Here is a 17,106-nt window from a genome sequence, read left to right as displayed (position 1 = left end):
TAGGAAGAACGTTACCGGACGGGGTCAGCGGCTCCAAATCGGGTCACTCCGCGGCCTGCTCCTCCTTGGGGCTTGCCTCCTCGGCCGCCGCGTCGCGCTGCTCGGCGAGGTCGATGGCCTGCTGGACGAGCTCCGAGGCGCGCTCGTTCTGCTCCTGGTAGGTGCCCAGGTCGTTGGCGGCGAGGGCCTCGTTGGCCCGGTCGAACGCCGCCTGCGCCTGGTCGAGCAGGTTGCGGATCCGCTGGTCCACCGAGAGGCTCGGATCCGGCGGGGAGTCAGGGCCGGGGCTCGGGTTGGGCTCCTGACCGGCGATCTCGTCCACGTCGAGCACGTCCTTGAGCGCGTCGGTCATGGTGCCGCCGATGCCCACTTCGCCGCCGTAGGAGACGAGGACGAAGCGCAGGATCGGGTAGCCCGACGTCGACGAGCGGACGGCGTAGACCGGCTCGACGTAGATCAGGCCCTGGTCGACCGGCAGCGTGAGCAGGTTGCCGAACTTCGGCGGGGAGTCGCCCGAGGTGTAGGGCAGCAGCGCTTCGCGGACCTTCTCGTCGTTGCTGAACTCGTTGGCGATGAGGCCTGGACCCTGGGTGTTCTGGTCCGTGAGCTCGCGCACCGTGATCTTGCCGTAGTCCGGCGATGTCGCGTCGGAGTTGACCGACACGAAGGACGCGAGGTTCTCCTTGCGGTACGGCACGAAGGTCGAGGTCAGCGACCAGGTCTCCTTGGTGGCGCCCTCGCCCTCGGCGGGTGCCTCGTCCACGAACAGACGGTACGGCGGCTGCAACAGGTCGCCCTTGGTGTTGGGGTCCTGCGGGACCTCCCAGCGGTCGTTGCCCTGGTACCAGTCGTTGGCATCCGTGATGTGGTAGCGCGCGTACTGGTAGCGCTGCACCTTGAACAGGTCCTCGGGGTAGCGAAGGTGCTTCAGGAGCTCGTCGGAGATCTCCGACTTGTCCTCCACCGTGTCCGGGAAGGCGCCCATCCACGCCTTGAGCAGCGGGTCCTGCTCGTCCCACTCGTAGAGCGTCACCGTGCCGTCGTAGGCATCGACGGTCGCCTTGACCGCGTTGCGCATGTAGTTGATCTCGTCGGTGGGCAGCGTGGCCAGGCCGTCGTCGTCCTGCAGCGAGTCGGTCGTCATCTCCTCGAAGGACTCGCGCTCGGCGCTGGGGTAGCGGTCCGTCGTGGTGTAGCCGTCGAGGATCCACACGACCTTGCCGTCGACGATGGCGGGGTAGGCGTCCTCGTCGACGGTCAGCCAGGGCGCGACCTTCTCGACGCGCTCGCGCGGGGTGCGGTTGTAGAGCACCTGGCTGTTCTCGTGCACACGCCCCGACAGCAGGAAGTTGGGCTCGCCGAACTTCACGGCGTACATGAGCTGGTTGAAGGTGGAGCCGATGTCGACCCCGCCCGCGCCGTCGTACGTCGTGGTCTGGTCCTCGTCCTCGGTGCCGCTGGACAGGCTCAGCTCGACGCTGCCGGCGTCCTCGGAGGCCTTGCCCACGACGGAGTAGTCCGGGCTGTCCTCACCGAAGTAGATGCGGCTCTCGTAGCCACCGGTCGCCTGGGTGAGGTCGTCCTGGCGGCTGCCGTCGCGGTCCTCCTGGTTGCCTTCGGCCCACTGGATGTCGGTGCCAGGGCTGTTGTCGTCGGTCCCCCGCTGGTTGGCGTAGGCGGCGATGACGCCGTTGCCGTGCGTGTAGACGGTGTGCAGGTTCGACCAGTTCTTGTCGGCGTCGTTGATCTCGTCCTGGTCGAGCTCGCGCACGCCGAGGACGAGGGCCCGCTCGACTCCGTTCATCTCGTAGCGGTCGACGTCGAGCACCGGCGCGACCGAGTAGTAGGCGCGGCCCTGCTGGTTCTGCTGGAAGGTCGCCCGCACCAGCTGGGGGTCGACGAGCGGCACCGATGCGGTCTGGCTGCTCAGCGCGGAGGCCAGCTCCGGATCGGCGCTGGAGTTGCTCGTGTAGGGCTCGCTCTCCACGTCGGTGAGGTCGTACGCCGCCCGGGTGGCCTCGATGTTGGCGGCGATGTACTCGGCCTCCTTGTCCGCCTCGGAGGGCTTGACCTGGAACTGCTGCACGATGCCGGGCCAGATCATGCCCAGGAGCACCGCCGACAGCGCCAGCAGCGCGAGGCCCACCGACGGCAGCGTCCAGGTGCGACGCCAGACGTTGAGGAAGAACAGGACGGCGCAGATCAGCGCGATGCCCATGAGGATGCTCTTGGCGGGCAGGACCGCGTGGTCGTCGGTGTAGGTGATTCCGGTGATGAGACGGCCCGACTGGTTCACCAGGTCGAAGCGGTCGAGGTAGTAGTCCCCGGCCTTGACCAGGACGAACAGCCCGAGCAGGACCGACAGCTGAACCTGCGCCGCGCCGGAGAGGCGGTCCCGGCGCGCCTGCAGGCGCACGCCGCCGTACAGGTAGTGGGTGACCGCCGCCGCGAGCAGCGCGATCACGATCGTCGCCATCATGAAGTCGACGAGGTAATGCAGGAAGGGCAGGTCGAAGACGTAGAAGCCGATGTCGCGGTTGAAGTAGGCGTCCTCGCTGCCGAACTCCTGGGAGTTGCGCCACAGCAGGTAGTTGCGCCACTCCCCCGCGCCCGAGGTGCCGGCGAACAGCCCGAGCAGCAGCGCGACCCCCACGACGATCCAGGTGCGGATCGGGGTGACGGCGTCGCGGTAGCGGTCGAGACCACCCTGCTCAGGCGACGTCGGGCGGAACAGCGGCCGGTAGCGGTAGGCGAGCACCACGTTGACCGCCACCACGAGACCCATGAACGCGCCGAACGCGATGAACAGCCCGGTCCGGGTCCAGAACAGCGTGTTGAAGACGTTGCCGTAGCCCGACGAGCGGAACCACAGCCGATCGGTGTAGATCGCCGCGAACGTGGTCAGCCCGAAGAACGCGACGATGAGCACGACCGCCGAGATGATCAGCGCCCGCGAACGACGCGACGGCGCAGGGGCCGGGTCTCGGGGGTCGTCGTCGAACAGCTCACTCACGGGTTCTCCTCGGGTTCTGCGGATTCTGCGGTATCTGGCTCGTCGGTCAGGGTGGCGCCGAGCAGCGCGAGCAGCCCCGGCACCAGGTCGACGCCCCCGACGACCGACTGGTCGTCATCGTGGGCGCGCAGGCGCAGCGCACAGTACGTCGCGCCGTGGCGGGTGGCGCCCGCAACGATGCGCACTTCCTGCCGGTCGGGATGCTCGCGGGCGTAGCGCTGGGCCTCGGTCTCGTCCTCGGGGATCTGCGCGTCGGCGTCCGGCGGTAGCACCAGCCGCTCCACGACCGCCGCGCAGCCTAACACCTCGGGGGGCCAGCTGATCGTCTCCAGCGCCCGCTCCAGCTCGACCTCGGGGCTCAGCTGGTCCTGCTCGATCGCGGTCAGCGAGCCCTGCTCGGAGGCGTGGTCGAGGCCCATCGCCGCAGCCAGAGCCGGCTCGTGCGAGACCAGGCGGGCGGTGTCGACCAGCGCGTAGAGGCGGGCCGGCTGGTCCCAGCCGTCCTGGGCGAGGTGGCTCTCGATCTCGAGGATCGCGGAGGCGAGTGCCGGGTCCGCGTCGAGCGGGTCGGCCGGCGGGTTGGTCTCGGTCATGCGGCATCCTCGCAGGAGGGAAGGTCCGCGCCGGGATCGGCGACCCAGTCCTCAATGGCCTCGCGGGCCTCATGCATCGTCGTGGCGCGCACCAGCCTCATGTCGCCGGGGTCGGCGCCGAGGGCCTCGTCACAGTTGTCGGCGGGCACCAGGAACAGCTCGGCCCCGTCGTCGCGCGCGCCGGCGATCTTCTGCTGGATCCCGCCGATGGGCCCCACCTTGCCGGCCGGGTCGATCTCGCCGCTCCCGGCGACGACGTGGCCGCCGGTCAGGGAGCCGGGCGTCAGGGTGTCGTAGATCGACAGGGCGAACATCAGCCCCGCGCTGGGGCCGCCGATGTTGGGATCGATGTTGACCTTCACGTCGAAGGGGAAGACGAACCCGTTGCCGGGGGTGATCCCGATCATCTTCTGGCCCTTGACCATGCGCGGCACGATCTTCACGTCCAGCTCCGTGCGGTCGCGCCGGATCCGGAGGTCAACGCTCTCCCCGGGCTTGGTCGCCTTCACGGCGTCCTGGATCTGCTGGGCCGAGGTGACCTTCTCGCCGTTCACCTCGAGCAGGACGTCGCCCACCAGGAGCTTGCCCTCCGCGGGCATCCCCTCCTCCACGAAGCTGACCTCCACGGCGCTGGTGAACTTCACCCCGAGCTCGCGCAGCGCGGCCGCGATCGCGGCGTCCTGCGAGGTCACCATCGACACGGCTCCCTCGCGGTCGTTGGACTCCTGCGTCTCGTCGTCGTCGTAGACGGCGTCGTAGGGGTAGACGGCGTCGTCGGGGCTGATCCACGCGGCCATCAGGTCGAAGAGGTTCTTGCGGCAGCCGCTGCCGCAGTCGCCGGCGTCGTCCTTCGGAAGCGACACCAGGACCGTGGTCATCCGCAGCTCGCCGTCGTCGCGGTAGGCCTCGTGACCGTCGACCTGGATGATCTCCGAGCCGTCGGTCTCGGCGAGCACGTCCACGGTCTGGCCGGGCCGGTAGGTGACGTAGTCGAGCGGCAGGAACGCCGCGAGTACGAGCAGCACGAGCACCAGTGGTCCCGCGATCAACGCGGCCATCAGGCGCTGGCTCATGGCGCCAACCCTCTCATCCCGGCCAAGGTGCGAGCGGCGCCGGGATCAGGCTCAGGACACGCGGCGCTGCGGGGGCTCCTCGGCCGGCGGCAGGTGGCGCACCGGCGCGCTCGTGCGCGACGGTCGTACGGCGATCCCGGTGCTGCGGTCGCGTTCGCGGGTGCGGGCGACGTAGCGCGGGACGCGCGACGGCCTCTCCAGCGCCTGCCCCAGGCGGCGTACGGCGACCTCCCGGTCGACCTCGCCCCGCCCCTCCCGGCCGAGCCAGCTCACCCAGAGCATCGCCAGCACCGTGACCACGGCGGGCGGCACGAGCCAGAGCAGGATCTCCACGCGTTCGAGCCTACGACGCCGCGCGGGGGTCACCGGGTCTCGACACGCTCGCTGCGCTCACGGCTCGACCACCGGGTCTCGACACGCTCGTCCTGCGCAGGGGCTCGGTGGTCGAGCCGGGCGAGCGCCAGCGAGTCCGTGTCGACACCTGGCGAGACCTACGGCGCGCCCACCCACTCCTGGGTGCCGTCGTCGAAGACCTGGTGCTTCCAGATCGGCACCTCGTCCTTGAGCGTGTCGATCAGGTCTCGCGACGCGTCGAACGCCTGACCCCGGTGCGCGGCGGCCGTGGCGACGACGACGGCGATGTCGCCGATGTCGAGGTGGCCGACGCGGTGCACCGCGGCGAGCCCGTGCACCTCGTGGCGCCCCGCGACCCGGTCGCACACCTCGCGGAGCCGGTCGAGGGCGCTGGGATGCGCGGAGTAATCCAGGCCGGAGACCCCCTTGCCGCCGTCGTGGTCGCGCACCCGGCCGATGAACACGGTGACGCCGCCGTCGGTCGGGTCGTCGAGCACGCCGGTGACCTCCTCGACGCTCAGCGGCGTCTCACGGAGGTCGACGAGGCGGACAGCGGGATGGGCCACACACCGACCCTACGGGTTGCCGACAGCAGTACCGTGGGCTCATGAGCACAGGATCCGGAGATGGCTCCGGCGAAGGACCAGACGAGGGCCAGAACCCCTTCAAGGGCACGCCGTTCGAGCAGTTCTTCAGCGGCATGACCGGCGGGCCGGGCGGCCCCGGCCTCGGGGGGATGCCCGACCTGAGCCAGGTGTTCGGCCAGATCCAGGCGATGATGCAGCCCTACGACGGCGCCCTCAACTGGCAGGTGGCCGAGGACGTCGCCCGCAAGACGGTCGCGCAGAGCCCGGACCCCTCCCCGACCCAGCGCCAGAAGGACGCCGTCGCCGACGCCGTGCGCCTGGCCGACCACTGGCTCGACGGGGTCACCGACATCCCCTCCGCGGTCACCTCGACCGCGGCCTGGAGCCGCGCCGAGTGGGTCGTCTCGACGCTCGACTCGTGGAAGGTGCTGGTCGAGCCCGTCGCCGAGCAGTCCGTGACGGGTATGGCCAAGGCCCTCCCGCCGGAGGCACAGGCCGCCGCCGGGCCGATCATCGGCATCCTCGGCAAGGCCATCGGCGCGATGCTGGCCAACCAGGTCGGCTCGGGGCTCGGCAGTCTCGCCGGCGAGGTGCTCACGGCCTCCGACATCGGCCTGCCACTGTCGGCTCGCGGCCACGCCGCCCTGATCCCGGCCAACATCACGGCGTTCGCCGAGGGGCTGGACGTCGGCGAGGACGACGTCCTGCTCTACCTCGCGCTGCGCGAGGCCGCCCACCAGCGCCTGTTCGCCCACGCCCCGTGGCTGCGCGAGCACCTCGTGGGTGCGGTCACCCAGGTCGCGGGCGGCGTCGAGATCAACGTCGAGGGACTGCAGAGCCGCATCCAGGAGCAGATGAGCGGCCTGGACCCGAGCAACCCCGAGTCGCTGCAGCAGCTGCTCGAGGGCGGGCTGTTCGACCTGCCGCCGTCGCCGGCCCAGAAGGCGGCACTCGAGCGCCTGGAGATCGCGCTCGCCCTGGTCGAGGGGTGGGTCGACGAGGTCGTCGGCCAGGCCACCGCCGAGCGGATGCCCACGGCATCGCGCCTGCAGGAGGCCGTACGCCGGCGCCGCGCCGCCGGCGGGCCGGCCGAGGAGACCTTCGCCGCGCTGGTCGGGCTGGAGCTGCGCCCGCGCCGGCTGCGCGACGCGTCCACCCTGTGGGGCTCCCTGCGCCAGCGCCAGGGCCAGGAGGCCCGCGACGGCGTGTGGCTGCACCCGGACCTGCTGCCGACGGCGGCGGACCTCGACGATCCGCTGGGCTTCCGCGAGGACGCCGCCGCCCCGAAGTCCCTCACCGAGGACGACTTCGACGCCGAGCTGCGCAAGCTGCTCGACGGCGAGTGACCCTGCACGCCGACGCGCTGGCGAGCCTGCGCGGCTGGCCTGCTCCCTCGACGGCGCAGGAGGCGCTGCGCCAGCGCTACCTCGCGCATCTCGAGGCCCACCCCGACGGCCTGCGCCGCGAGTGCCGTCCCGACCACCTGACCGCCAGCACCCTGGTCCTGAGCGCCGGGCTCGACCGGGTGCTGCTGACCCTGCACGCCAAGGCCCGGCGCTGGTTCCAGCTGGGCGGCCACTGCGAGGCCGGCGACGCCACCCTCGCCGGCGCGGCGCTGCGCGAGGCCGCCGAGGAGGGTGGCCTCGCGGACCTGCGCCTCGACCCCGTCCCGGTGCAGCTCAGCGAGCACGCCGTGCCGTTCTGCGGGCCGGACCTGCCCGGCGGGCCGGTGCACCATCTCGACGTACGGTTCCTGGCGCTGGCGCGCCCTGATGCCACACCGGCGGTCAGCGACGAGTCGCTGGACGTCGCGTGGTGGCCGGTGGACGCGCTGCCCGACCCCGGACCCGACCTGGTCGAGCTGGTCGAGCTGGCGGTGTCACGGGCTCAGGCGTCCTCGGCGCCGGGGAGTGCATCGAACGGGGCCTCGAGCTGGGCCGCGGCCGTCCAGCCCTCGAGGTAGCCCTTGGCCTTGTCGGCTTGCGGGTAGCGGTCGACCCAGCCCCAGAACGCCGCGTCGTGGCCCGGCTCGATGAGGTGCGCGAGCTCGTGGACCAGCACGTAGTCGACCACCCAGCCCGGCATCCCCTGCAGCCGCTCGGAGACCCGGATCGTCCGGTCGCCGGGCGTGCAGGAACCCCACCGGGTCAGCTGGTTGTCCACCCAGCGCACCGAGCTGGGTGCGGCCAGCCCGCCGAGGTACTCGTCGCTCAGGCTCCTGGACCGGGTCAACAGGTCCTCGTCGGTGAGCTGCCGCCGCTTCTCGGCCCGCTCGATCCGCTCCACCATCGTGCGGACCCACTCGGTCTCCTCGGCCCGGGTCAGCGAGGCCGGCACGAGGACCACGATCCGGTCGCCCTCGCGGTAGGCGGAGACCGTGCGGCGGCGCCGCTTGCTGCGGCGTACCTCCACCTCGGCCCCGGTCATGGGCCGAATCTACTTCCGCGCCCACTCCAGTAGGCGCTCTTTCGACCAGGTGTTGACGATCCGGTCGGGGTCGATGCCCGCCGCCTCGGCCCGCTCGCAGCCGAGGACCAGGAAGTCGAGCTGCCCGGGAGCGTGGGCGTCGCTGTCGATCGAGAACAGGCAGCCGCTGTCGCGGGCGAGCTCGAGGAGCGCCGTCGGCGGGTCGCGGCGCTCGGGACGGGAGTTGATCTCCACTGCGACGTCGTGCTCCGCGCAGGCCTCGAAGACCGCCTTCGCATCGAACTGCGACTGGCCGCGGATGCCGCGCCCGCCGGTGACCAGGCGGCCGGTGCAGTGGCCCAGGACGTTGGTGCGGGGGTTGCGGACGGCGCCGATCATCCGCCGGGTCATCGCGGTGGCGTCCATCTTGAGCTTGGAGTGGACGCTCGCAACGCGGACGTCGAGGCGGGCCAGCAGCTCGTCGTCCTGGTCCAGGGAGCCGTTGTCGAGGATGTCCACCTCGATGCCCTTGAGCAGCGTGAACCCCCCGGCCAGGTGGTCGTTGACCGCCTCCACGACCCCCAGCTGGCGGGTGAGCCGCTCAGCGCTGAGCCCGTGGGCGATCGTGAGCCGCGGCGAGTGATCGGTGAGCACCAGGTAGTCGTGGCCGAGCTCCATCGCGGTGATCGCCATCTCCTCGAGCGGCGAGCCGCCGTCGGACCAGTCGGAGTGCGAGTGCAGGTCGCCCCGCAGCAGTGAGCGCAGCGCGGCGCCGCCGTCGGTCAGCGGGCCGGACAGCTCCGCCTCGGCCCTCGCCAGGCGATCGGGCAGCTCTCCGCGCACGGCCGCAGCGATCACCTTCGCCGAGCTGGCGCCCACGCCGGGCAGGTCGGTCAGCGTGCCGGCCGCCACCCGGCGGACCAGCTCCTCCTCGGGCAGCGGCAAGATGGCCGCGGCCGCGCCGCGGAACGCCTTGACCTTGTAGGTGTCCTCCCGGGCGCGCTCCAGCAGGAACGAGATCCGGCGCAGCGCGGCGACCGGCCCGGCGTCGTACGAGGTCATCCAGGCGCTCCCTCTCCGAGGTATTTCCCGAGAACTTTCCGTCCACACCCGGTGGAGGACCATCGTCGCAGGTCAGAATGCCCACGGCGGCAGCTCCCGGGCGTGTCCTCCACAGGCCACTCCCGCCTGTCGGCCCCGTGTCCACCGGTGCGCGCGGGTTGTCCACAGAGTTGTCCACAACCTTGTCCACAGGCGGGGGCCGGGACGCGTTGACCCGGGCCGGCCCGCTCTCTAGCGTTCGGGACGGACGAGGCCCCCGCGCCGCGAACCGGCACTCGCAAGGGGAAGGCGAGTGGCGCAACGCAGCGCGGGGGCCTCTCCCCGTCTCGGCTCAGCGCCCGGTGAACTCCGCCGGGCGCCGCTCGCGGCTGGCCCGGATGCCCTCTTGCAGGTCCGCCGTCGCGAGCGTGAGCGGCTGGGCCATGGCCTCCCACTGCAGACCGGCCTCCAGGTCGGCGTGGCCGTGGCGCAGCGCGAGGGTGGTGAGCCGGCTCGCGATCGGGGCGGTCGCCGCGATCCCGGCGGCGGTCTCCAGCACCTCCTCGAGGAACGTCTCGCGCCCGTGCACCCGCGAGACCAGGCCCAGGCCGAGCGCCTCCTCGGCCTCGACCACCCGGCCGGTGAGCAGCAGGTCCCGGGCGATCGCGGGTCCGACGGCGTCGGGCAGCAGGTACGTCGCCGCCATGCCGGGATGCATGCCGAGCTTGACGAAGGGCACGCCCAGCTTGGCGCCCGACGCGGCGTACCGCAGGTCGCAGGCCACCGCCAGGCACAGCCCCGCCCCGATCGCGGCGCCGTTGATCGCGGCGATCGTCGGGACCTCCAGGCGCCGCACCGAGAGCCAGGCGCGGTAGAAGGGCAGCATCCGCTCGCGCAGCTCGTCGACGGTCGCGTCGGGCTCGCCGGCGATCCAGGAGGTGTCTCCGCCGGAGCAGAACGCGCTCCCCTCCCCGGTCACGACGACGGCGCGCACCGTGCGGTCGGCGGCGAGCTCGTCGACAGCGGCGACCCAGGAGGAGGTCATCTCCTCCGACATCGCGTTGCGCTGGTCGGGGTTGTCGAGGACCAGGAGGGCGACACCAGGAGCGGGTCGCTCGAGGCGCAGATGGGTGAGATCGGGCATGACCGCACCCTACTGAGCGCGTCCGGAGCGGTGCGGCGCGCCACGGCGGACTCCAGGCGCGCGGGGCGCCTGTCACGCCCTCGCTCGCTTGTGCCGTAGGGTCGAGTCGGTTCGGTGGCACCCGCCGCCGAGCTTCCGGCGGGCTTCCCCATCATCCCCGCCGCGACGACCGAGTGAGTAACTAGGCAAGGAGGCCGTCATGGCGGAGACCTGGAGCGGCGAGTTCTACTGCGTGAAGTGCAAGGAGAAGCGCGAGGCTGAGGGCGAGGTGAAGGTGAACGACAAGGGCACCCGCATGGCGAAGGCCGTGTGCCCCGTCTGCAGCACCAACCTGAACCGCATCCTCGGCAAGGCGTGATCCACGACTGACACGCCCCACACGCTGCGCGGCGGTGCCACCCCCTCGGGGGCGGCACCGCCGCCTGGCATTTCGGCCACCGATCGGCTCGGGAGGTAGGGCCTGTGGAGGGACACGGCGAGCGGGCCCGCCTCGGTGCGAGGCTCGGCACATGGCCGTCTCTCCGCCCCTGCCCGGTCTGCCCGCCCGCCCCGTCCTGCGCCCAGGGATCGCGATCGCGCGCCACGACGACCAGCACCTGCGCGTCGGGACCGATCCGCCGCACCGCCTCGTCGTCGCTGACCGGGCCGTCGTACGCCGCCTGCTGGACGCGCTGACCGAGGGCCGCCCGCTCCCCGACCTCGACGGCGCCGCGTGGCTGGTGCTGCGCGGGCTGCACGACGCCGGGCTGCTCGTGGACGCCGACGTCCTGCACCGGCTGCGCCCCGAGGACCCCGCACTGGTGGCCTGGACGCAGTTCGGCGCATCGGCCGCCGAGCGCCTCGAGGCTCGTGCCGTCGCACGGGTCGGGGTCTGGGCCGCGCCGGAGGTCCGTGAGCCGGCGGCACGACTGCTGCGCGACGCCGGTGTCGGCGTGCGCGAGCCCGGCGAGGAGGCCGACGTCTGGCTGGTGGCGTCCGAGGGCGAGCTGAGCCGGGGCGCGCTGGACGACCTCGTGCGCGACGGCGTCCCGCACCTCGCGATGGCCTCGTCGCTGGGCGCGGTGCGGCTCGGCCCGTTCGTGGCGCCCGGCACCACCGCGTGCCTGCGCTGCGTGGACGCGGCGCTGGCCGAGAGCGATCCGCGCCGCGCGCTGGTGGTCGCGCAGACCACCCTCGACCCCGGCGTCCCCGGTCCCCCGCGCGACCCGGCCCTCACCCACCTGGCCGTCGGCTGGGCGGTGCGCGACCTGCTGCGCTACGTCGAGGGCGAGTGCCCCTCCACCTGGTCGACCACCTACGACCTCGGCCCGCTCGCCGCACCGCAGCCGCGCCGCTGGCCGCGCCACCCGCACTGCGGCTGCGCCTGGGACGACCTGCTCACCGTCGCGATCTGAGGATCGGCGGCCCCGCTCACCAGTGCTCGCGGTCCAGCTTCGCCTCCATCGCGCGCAGGTGCTCGCGCGAGCACGTGTCGCAGTAGCGGCGGGTGACCCGGCCCTCGACGGAGGTGGTCCAGGTCGGGCTGGCGGAGGCGTCGGGCTCCTGACGCCCGCAGAAGTCGCACGTCACCATGGATGCGAGGCTAGCGCCGCCGGCCCGGAGCCGGCCGGACCTGGCCAGAGATGCCCGGGCATGGGAGGAGCCGGGCACGACGCGGTGCGTCGTACCCGGCTCCGGGTTCACCCGCGATCAGGGTGGAGGTGATCGAGACGATCACCCGGGTCCTACAGAGCGCGAGCGAGGGCGAGGCGTGCCTGCTGCGCGGCCAGCTCGGCCTTGCGGCTGAGCCGGCGCGCACGGGCAAGACGACTGCCCATGCGCAGCGATTGCGCCTCTCCCAGGCGCGCGGCCATATGCGCGCGCGCCAGGTCTTCGGTCAGGAGGTGGTTCATGTCGGTACTCCGGTTCTGGTCCAGGTTCATGGATGTGGGTGGTGCTTCTCCGAGGGCGGTGCTCTGGTCGGGACAGGCGGCCGCCTAGGCGGCCGCCTCGTTCTTGCGGGGTCGGCCGCGCGGACGCTTGCGAGGGATCACTGCTCCCTGCAGGAACAGCTCGCCTCCCCAGACGCCCCAGGGCTCACGCCGGTCGAGGGCTCCGCTGAGGCACAGTGCCTGGACGGGGCAGTCCTGGCACAGGGCCTTGGCGAACTCCACGTCGGACGGCAGCTCTGCGAACCACAGCTCGGGGTTGTTGACCCGGCAGGGCAGCCGCTCGTGGTCGACGTGACCGGCCTGGTCGTGCAGGTGGCCCAGGGACGTCTCCGAGGAGAGCTCGGGGCCCGGCTCCTGCTGCCCGGCGGTGCGGTCGAGAACGCTGATGGTCATCCATCTCACCTCCTGTCGGTGACCTGATCGCGGTGGGTGGTGCGGTGTGGCGGGGGATCGAGGCCTTTGACAAACACAAAGGCCGCGGATCCCTTGGTGGGTTCCGCGGCCTGGAGGTGAGCCAGTCTGTTATCTCAACAGGGTGGCGAACTCCAGGCGTGGGTCCCCGGGACGTAGGCGGCGGCGACGCGAGCCACCTGTCCCTTGACGACGGCGCGATCGCGGACGATCTCCAGACCTCGAAGATCGACGGACCACCGGCCCGTCGCCGGGGTGGCGAAGGCGGCGTGGCCGCACATGGGCATGCCAAAGCCGGACGCCATCCCCGGGTTGGACGGGGTCGTCATCGTGATGGTGTTGGTGATCATGCGGGCCACCTCCTTCGGTGCTTCGGGCGCCGGCCTTGTCAGGACCGTGGTGCGCGGCTTATTCGATGACGACGAAGTTACCGCCACCGCGATGTAATGAGCAAACGATTTTATGGCTATTTCCGGCATTTCCTGCGAACCGCTCTAGACCAGCAGCTCCAGGAGCTCCTCGCCGTAGCGCTCGAGCTTGCTCTCGCCGACCCCGCTGATGCGCAGCAGCGCCTGCGGGGACTGGGGCCGGTGCTCCGCGATGAGCTGCAGCGTCGCGTCGGTGAAGATGACGAACGCCGGCACCTCGTCCTCGCCGGCGCGCTCCTTGCGCCACTCCCGCAGGCGGTCGAACAGCGCCTCGTCGTAGGACGCCGGGCAGTCGGTGCAGCGTCCGCGCTTCTTCTCCGCACCGGTGCGCAGCGGCTTGCCGCACTCGCGGCAGTTGGCCACCCTGCTCCGGCGGGCGGTCGCGGGCTCGCTGCGGACGGCGTCGGGAAGCAGGGGGTCGAGGAAGCGCGAGGGCTTGCGGCGGGCGGCCTGGCCGGGGTTGCGCGCCTGCGCCCAGGAGAGGGCGAGGTCCACGCGGGCGCGGGTCATGCCGACGTAGAGCAGGCGGCGCTCCTCCTCGATCGCGGCCGGGGTGTCGGCGTAGACGATCGGGAGCGTGCCGTCCTGCAGACCGCACAGGAACACCGTGTCCCACTCCAGGCCCTTGGCCGCGTGGAAGGTGGCGAGGGTGACCCCCTCGGCGACCGGCGCGTGCTGCTCGGCGGCGCGGCGGTCGAGGTCGTCCACGAACGTCCCCAGCGTGGCGCCCTCGCCCCGGGCGAACTCCTCGGCCTGGCTGACCAGCGCCTGCCAGGACTCCCAGCGGTCGCGGGTCTGGCCGCGCCCGGTGGGCGGCTCCGCGGTCCAGCCCATGCCGGCCAGGGTGGCGCGGACGACGTCGACCAGCTCGCCCACTCCCCCGTCGACCTCCGAGCTGCCCGAGCGGGCGGCGCCGCGCAGCCGGGTCACCGCCTCACGCACCTCGGGCCGGTCGAAGAAGCGGGCGGCGCCGCGGACGACGTACGGGATGGCGAGGTCGGACAGGGCCTCCTCGTAGGCCTCGGACTGGGCGTTGATGCGGAACAGCACCGCGATCTCCGACAGCGCGCGTCCACTCCCCCGCAGGGCCTGGATTCGCCGGGCCACCTGGTGGGCCTCGGCAACCTCGTCGGGCGCGGGGGTGAAGGTGACCGCGGGACCGGCCGGACGCTGGGCCCGCAGCTGGACCGACTGGGTGGCGGAGCCCGCGAGCAGCGTGTTGGCGGCCTCGACGACCTGCGGCGTGGAGCGGTAGTTGCGCACCAGCTCGACCGAGGTCGCGCCGGGGAACTTGGTGGTGAAGCCGGTGAGGTAGTCGGCGTTGGCGCCGGCGAAGGAGTAGATGGTCTGCGCCGGGTCGCCGACCACACAGATCTCGTCGCGCCCGCCCAGCCACAGGTCCAGCAGCGCCGACTGCAGGGGCGAGACGTCCTGGAACTCGTCGACGACGAACCACTTGTACTGGCGGCGCACCTGCGCCGCCACTCGCTCGTCCTCGGCCAGGATGCCGGCGGTCAGCAGCAGCACGTCCTCCATGTCCATGCGGCCTTGGGCGCGCTTGACCTCCTCATAGGCGGCGAAGACCCGGCCCACGGTCTCGGGGTCCTGGCCAGACACCGCGCGCCCGCGCGCCTCGGCGAGGCGGGCGTAGTCGTCGGGGTGCACGTTGCTGACCTTGGCCCACTCGATCTCCGAGGCGAGGTCGCGCAGCAGCGCCTGGTCCGAGCTGAGTCGCTGCCGGCGGGCGGCCGAGGCGAGCATCCCGATCTTGGACTCGATGAGCGTGGGCAACTCGGTGCCGTGGACGTGGGGCCAGAAGTAGCGCAGCTGGCGCAGCGCCGCGGAGTGGAACGTGCGGGCCTGGACCCCGCCCGCGCCCAGCCCGCGAAGGCGCCCGCGCATCTCCCCGGCGGCACGCGTCGTGAACGTCACCGCGAGCACTTCCGAGGGCGCGTAGACGCCGGTGGCCACGCCATGCGCGATGCGGTGGGTGATCGCGCGGGTCTTGCCGGTGCCGGCGCCCGCGAGCACCCGCACGGGGCCGCGCAGCGCCTCCGCCACACGCCGCTGCTCGGGGTCGAGCGCGGCGAGCAGGTCGTGGGACAAAGGAACAACTCCTGCGTCGAGATGGTTGTATCGGTTGCAGTCACGACCCTAGACGCCGGAGGCGACAACCCCAGATGAGCAGCTTCACGATGTACACGACCCCCTGGTGCGGCTACTGCCACCGGCTGAAGAGCCAGCTCGACCGCGAGGGCATCACCTATGACGTGGTCGACATCGAGCAGCAGCCCGACGCCGTCAAGATCGTCGAGGCTGCCAACGACGGCAACCAGACCGTCCCCACGCTGGTCTACTCCGACGGCACCGCCCAGACCAACCCCTCCCTGGCCCAGGTCAAGGAGAAGGTCGCCTCGCTCGCCTGACCCACCGTGCAGTGGGTGACGGGGTCACCAGTGGCTGCCGGGGAGCGGGGCGCCGCACCAGTGCTCGACGAGGCTGCGACTGATCGAGACGCCGCTGGGGAGCAGGACGGTGCCAGCCTCGGCCTGCTCGCGCATCGCGGCCCGGGTGAACCAGCGGGCCTCCTCGATCTCGTCCCGGTCGACGACGATCTCGGTGGTCTCCGCGCGCCCCACCATGCCGAGCATCAGGCTGGCCGGCAGCGGCCAGGGCTGGTTGCCGAAGTAGGTCACCTCGCCGACGCGCACGCCGACCTCCTCGGCGACCTCACGCCGTACGGCGTCCTCGAGGGTCTCGCCCGGCTCGCAGAAGCCGGCGAGCGTCGAGAAGCGTCCCTCCGGCCAGACGGCCTGACGGCCCAGCAGGCACCGCTCGTCGGCCGCGCCCGGCTCGCCGTGGGTGATCAGCATGATCACGGCCGGGTCGGTGCGCGGGAACTGCGGGCGCCCGCACGCGGTGCAGCGCAACTCGTGTCCGGCCGCCTGGGGCTCGAGGGCGCCGCCGCAGCGCGGGCAGAACCGGGTCGCCCAGAGCCACTCGGCGAGGCCGAGCGCGTGGAAGACCAGCGGCGCCTCGTCCGTCGAGCTCCCCGCGAGCGCCGGCAGCAGCCCTCGCAGCGGGACCCAGGCGTCCTTCTCCTCGGCGGCCAGGGCGCCGTCGGCGATGACCGCCCACCACGTCGTCGCGTCGCGCTGCCCGAGCAGCACCCGGGTGCCCTCGGGCGCCTCGGCCGGGGACACCCACTCCAGCGTGCCGTTGCGGGGCCGCACGCGGGTCCCGGCCACCACCAGCACCCGGGTCCCCGGCTCCCCCCAGCGCTCCGCCAGCCAGCTGTCGTCCTTGCGCTGCTGCCCGAGGCGGTCGTGGGCGGGTGAGGCGAGGCGCAGGTGGGGATATGTCACGACCCCGAAGTTAGTCCTAGGGTCCATGCCCATGAGCACCCACATCGGCGCGCAGCCCGGCGAGATCGCGCCCGTCGTCCTGATGCCCGGCGACCCGCTTCGCGCGAAGTGGATCGCCGAGACGTTCCTCGAGGGCGCCCGGTGCTACAGCGAGGTGCGGGGTATGTACGGCTTCACCGGCACCTGGCGCGGGCAGCGGGTCTCGGTGCAGGGCTCCGGCATGGGCCAGCCGTCGATGGCGATCTACCTCAACGAGCTGCTCACCGAGTACGACGTGCAGTCGGTCATCCGGGTCGGCTCCTGCGGCGCGCTGACCGAGAGCCTGGCCGTGCGCGACCTGGTGATCGCCTCCGGCGCGTGCACCGACTCCGCGATGAACCGGATCGCGTTCGGTGGCCTGGACTACGCCCCGGTCGCGGACTTCTCGCTGCTGCGCGACGCGGCCGCCGCGGCCGAGGCCCTCGAGACCGAGGCATCGGTCCACGTCGGGCTGGTCTTCAGCAGCGACTCGTTCTACCCCGCCCGTCCCGAGCTGTCGGCGCGGATGGTGGAGTACGGCGTGCTCGCCGTCGAGATGGAGGCGGCCGCGCTCTACACCCTCGCCGCCAAGCACGGCCGCAGGGCGCTGGCCATCTGCACGGTGTCGGACCACGTCGTCACCGGCGAGGAGACCACCTCCCAGGAGCGAGAGCAGACCTTCGGCGACATGGTGGAGATCGCCCTCACGGCCGGCCTCGCCGCACCGGAGCACTAGCGGCAA

General features: G+C 72.1%; 20 protein-coding genes. 6 read left to right on the top strand and 14 right to left on the bottom strand.

Features of this window, described 5'->3' with window-relative positions:
• Positions 1 to 43: 43 nt before the first annotated feature.
• From LRP67_RS09150 to LRP67_RS09130, 5 genes are all read right to left on the bottom strand, one after another.
• On the bottom strand, positions 44 to 3,013 hold the full coding sequence (locus LRP67_RS09150; protein WP_231269852.1) for a UPF0182 family protein: 2,970 nt from the start codon (positions 3,011 to 3,013) through the stop codon (positions 44 to 46).
• Positions 3,010 to 3,606 (bottom strand): PPA1309 family protein, encoded by a 597-nt coding sequence (locus LRP67_RS09145; RefSeq protein WP_231269851.1) that lies wholly within the window; start codon positions 3,604 to 3,606, stop codon positions 3,010 to 3,012. The genes LRP67_RS09150 and LRP67_RS09145 overlap by 4 nt, the downstream gene beginning before the upstream one ends.
• Positions 3,603 to 4,679, bottom strand: a complete 1,077-nt coding sequence (locus LRP67_RS09140; RefSeq protein WP_231269850.1) for a PDZ domain-containing protein — start codon at positions 4,677 to 4,679, stop codon at positions 3,603 to 3,605. The genes LRP67_RS09145 and LRP67_RS09140 overlap by 4 nt, the downstream gene beginning before the upstream one ends.
• A gap of 51 nt (positions 4,680 to 4,730) precedes the next feature.
• Positions 4,731 to 5,012, bottom strand: coding sequence for a hypothetical protein (locus LRP67_RS09135; protein WP_231269849.1), 282 nt, complete (start codon positions 5,010 to 5,012; stop codon positions 4,731 to 4,733).
• Between the two features lie 158 nt (positions 5,013 to 5,170).
• On the bottom strand, positions 5,171 to 5,599 hold the full coding sequence (locus tag LRP67_RS09130) for a molybdenum cofactor biosynthesis protein MoaE (RefSeq protein WP_231243172.1): 429 nt from the start codon (positions 5,597 to 5,599) through the stop codon (positions 5,171 to 5,173).
• 41 nt (positions 5,600 to 5,640) lie between these two features.
• Between LRP67_RS09130 and LRP67_RS09125 the strand changes: the two genes are divergently transcribed.
• Positions 5,641 to 6,966, top strand: a complete 1,326-nt coding sequence (locus LRP67_RS09125; protein ID WP_231269848.1) for a zinc-dependent metalloprotease — start codon at positions 5,641 to 5,643, stop codon at positions 6,964 to 6,966.
• The gene (locus LRP67_RS09120; protein WP_231269847.1) at positions 6,963 to 7,583 is read left to right on the top strand and encodes an NUDIX hydrolase; all 621 of its coding nucleotides are present in this window, start codon (positions 6,963 to 6,965) and stop codon (positions 7,581 to 7,583) included. The genes LRP67_RS09125 and LRP67_RS09120 overlap by 4 nt, the downstream gene beginning before the upstream one ends.
• On the opposite strand, the gene LRP67_RS09115 is transcribed toward LRP67_RS09120, so the two are convergent.
• From LRP67_RS09115 to LRP67_RS09105, 3 genes are all read right to left on the bottom strand, one after another.
• Positions 7,508 to 8,047 (bottom strand): M48 family metallopeptidase, encoded by a 540-nt coding sequence (locus LRP67_RS09115; RefSeq protein ID WP_231269846.1) that lies wholly within the window; start codon positions 8,045 to 8,047, stop codon positions 7,508 to 7,510. The genes LRP67_RS09120 and LRP67_RS09115 overlap by 76 nt on opposite strands.
• A gap of 9 nt (positions 8,048 to 8,056) precedes the next feature.
• On the bottom strand, positions 8,057 to 9,088 hold the full coding sequence (locus tag LRP67_RS09110; RefSeq protein ID WP_231269845.1) for a PHP domain-containing protein: 1,032 nt from the start codon (positions 9,086 to 9,088) through the stop codon (positions 8,057 to 8,059).
• 331 nt (positions 9,089 to 9,419) lie between these two features.
• Positions 9,420 to 10,211 (bottom strand): enoyl-CoA hydratase/isomerase family protein, encoded by a 792-nt coding sequence (locus tag LRP67_RS09105; protein WP_231269844.1) that lies wholly within the window; start codon positions 10,209 to 10,211, stop codon positions 9,420 to 9,422.
• A gap of 199 nt (positions 10,212 to 10,410) precedes the next feature.
• Here LRP67_RS09105 and LRP67_RS09100 point away from each other — a divergent pair, with 199 nt between their 5' ends.
• Entirely contained in the window at positions 10,411 to 10,569 is a 159-nt protein-coding gene (locus LRP67_RS09100) for a DUF5679 domain-containing protein (RefSeq protein ID WP_091115022.1), read from the top strand.
• A 151-nt stretch (positions 10,570 to 10,720) separates the two neighbouring features.
• A complete protein-coding gene (locus LRP67_RS09095; protein ID WP_231269843.1) occupies positions 10,721 to 11,605 on the top strand; it encodes a hypothetical protein in 885 nt (294 codons plus the stop codon).
• A gap of 16 nt (positions 11,606 to 11,621) precedes the next feature.
• On the opposite strand, the gene LRP67_RS09090 is transcribed toward LRP67_RS09095, so the two are convergent.
• The 5 genes from LRP67_RS09090 to LRP67_RS09070 form a co-directional block, all read right to left on the bottom strand.
• A complete protein-coding gene (locus tag LRP67_RS09090; protein WP_231269842.1) occupies positions 11,622 to 11,783 on the bottom strand; it encodes a hypothetical protein in 162 nt (53 codons plus the stop codon).
• 152 nt (positions 11,784 to 11,935) lie between these two features.
• Entirely contained in the window at positions 11,936 to 12,133 is a 198-nt protein-coding gene (locus tag LRP67_RS09085) for a hypothetical protein (RefSeq protein ID WP_231269841.1), read from the bottom strand.
• A gap of 54 nt (positions 12,134 to 12,187) precedes the next feature.
• Complete coding sequence (locus LRP67_RS09080; protein ID WP_231269840.1) at positions 12,188 to 12,535, bottom strand: WhiB family transcriptional regulator; 348 nt, start codon at positions 12,533 to 12,535, stop codon at positions 12,188 to 12,190.
• Between the two features lie 134 nt (positions 12,536 to 12,669).
• A complete protein-coding gene (locus LRP67_RS09075; protein WP_231269839.1) occupies positions 12,670 to 12,903 on the bottom strand; it encodes a hypothetical protein in 234 nt (77 codons plus the stop codon).
• A gap of 144 nt (positions 12,904 to 13,047) precedes the next feature.
• Positions 13,048 to 15,087, bottom strand: a complete 2,040-nt coding sequence (locus tag LRP67_RS09070; protein WP_231269838.1) for an ATP-dependent DNA helicase UvrD2 — start codon at positions 15,085 to 15,087, stop codon at positions 13,048 to 13,050.
• 74 nt (positions 15,088 to 15,161) lie between these two features.
• Between LRP67_RS09070 and LRP67_RS09065 the strand changes: the two genes are divergently transcribed.
• Positions 15,162 to 15,407: a mycoredoxin gene (locus LRP67_RS09065; RefSeq protein WP_231269837.1), complete on the top strand. Its 246-nt coding sequence runs from the start codon at positions 15,162 to 15,164 to the stop codon at positions 15,405 to 15,407.
• 24 nt (positions 15,408 to 15,431) lie between these two features.
• On the opposite strand, the gene nudC is transcribed toward LRP67_RS09065, so the two are convergent.
• Positions 15,432 to 16,346 carry an NAD(+) diphosphatase gene (gene nudC, locus LRP67_RS09060; RefSeq protein WP_231269836.1) on the bottom strand — a complete coding sequence of 305 codons (915 nt, stop codon included), beginning with the start codon at positions 16,344 to 16,346 and terminating at the stop codon, positions 15,432 to 15,434.
• 31 nt (positions 16,347 to 16,377) lie between these two features.
• On the opposite strand from nudC, the gene deoD reads away from it, so the two are divergent.
• Positions 16,378 to 17,100 (top strand): purine-nucleoside phosphorylase, encoded by a 723-nt coding sequence (deoD, locus tag LRP67_RS09055; protein ID WP_231269835.1) that lies wholly within the window; start codon positions 16,378 to 16,380, stop codon positions 17,098 to 17,100.
• Positions 17,101 to 17,106: the final 6 nt, after the last annotated feature.

The organism is Nocardioides sp. cx-169, from assembly GCF_021083605.1.
In the GTDB taxonomy this organism is placed as follows: Bacteria; Actinomycetota; Actinomycetes; order Propionibacteriales; family Nocardioidaceae; genus Nocardioides.
Note: the sequence above shows the minus strand (reverse complement) of the source record. Positions and strands in the feature narration are given on the sequence as shown.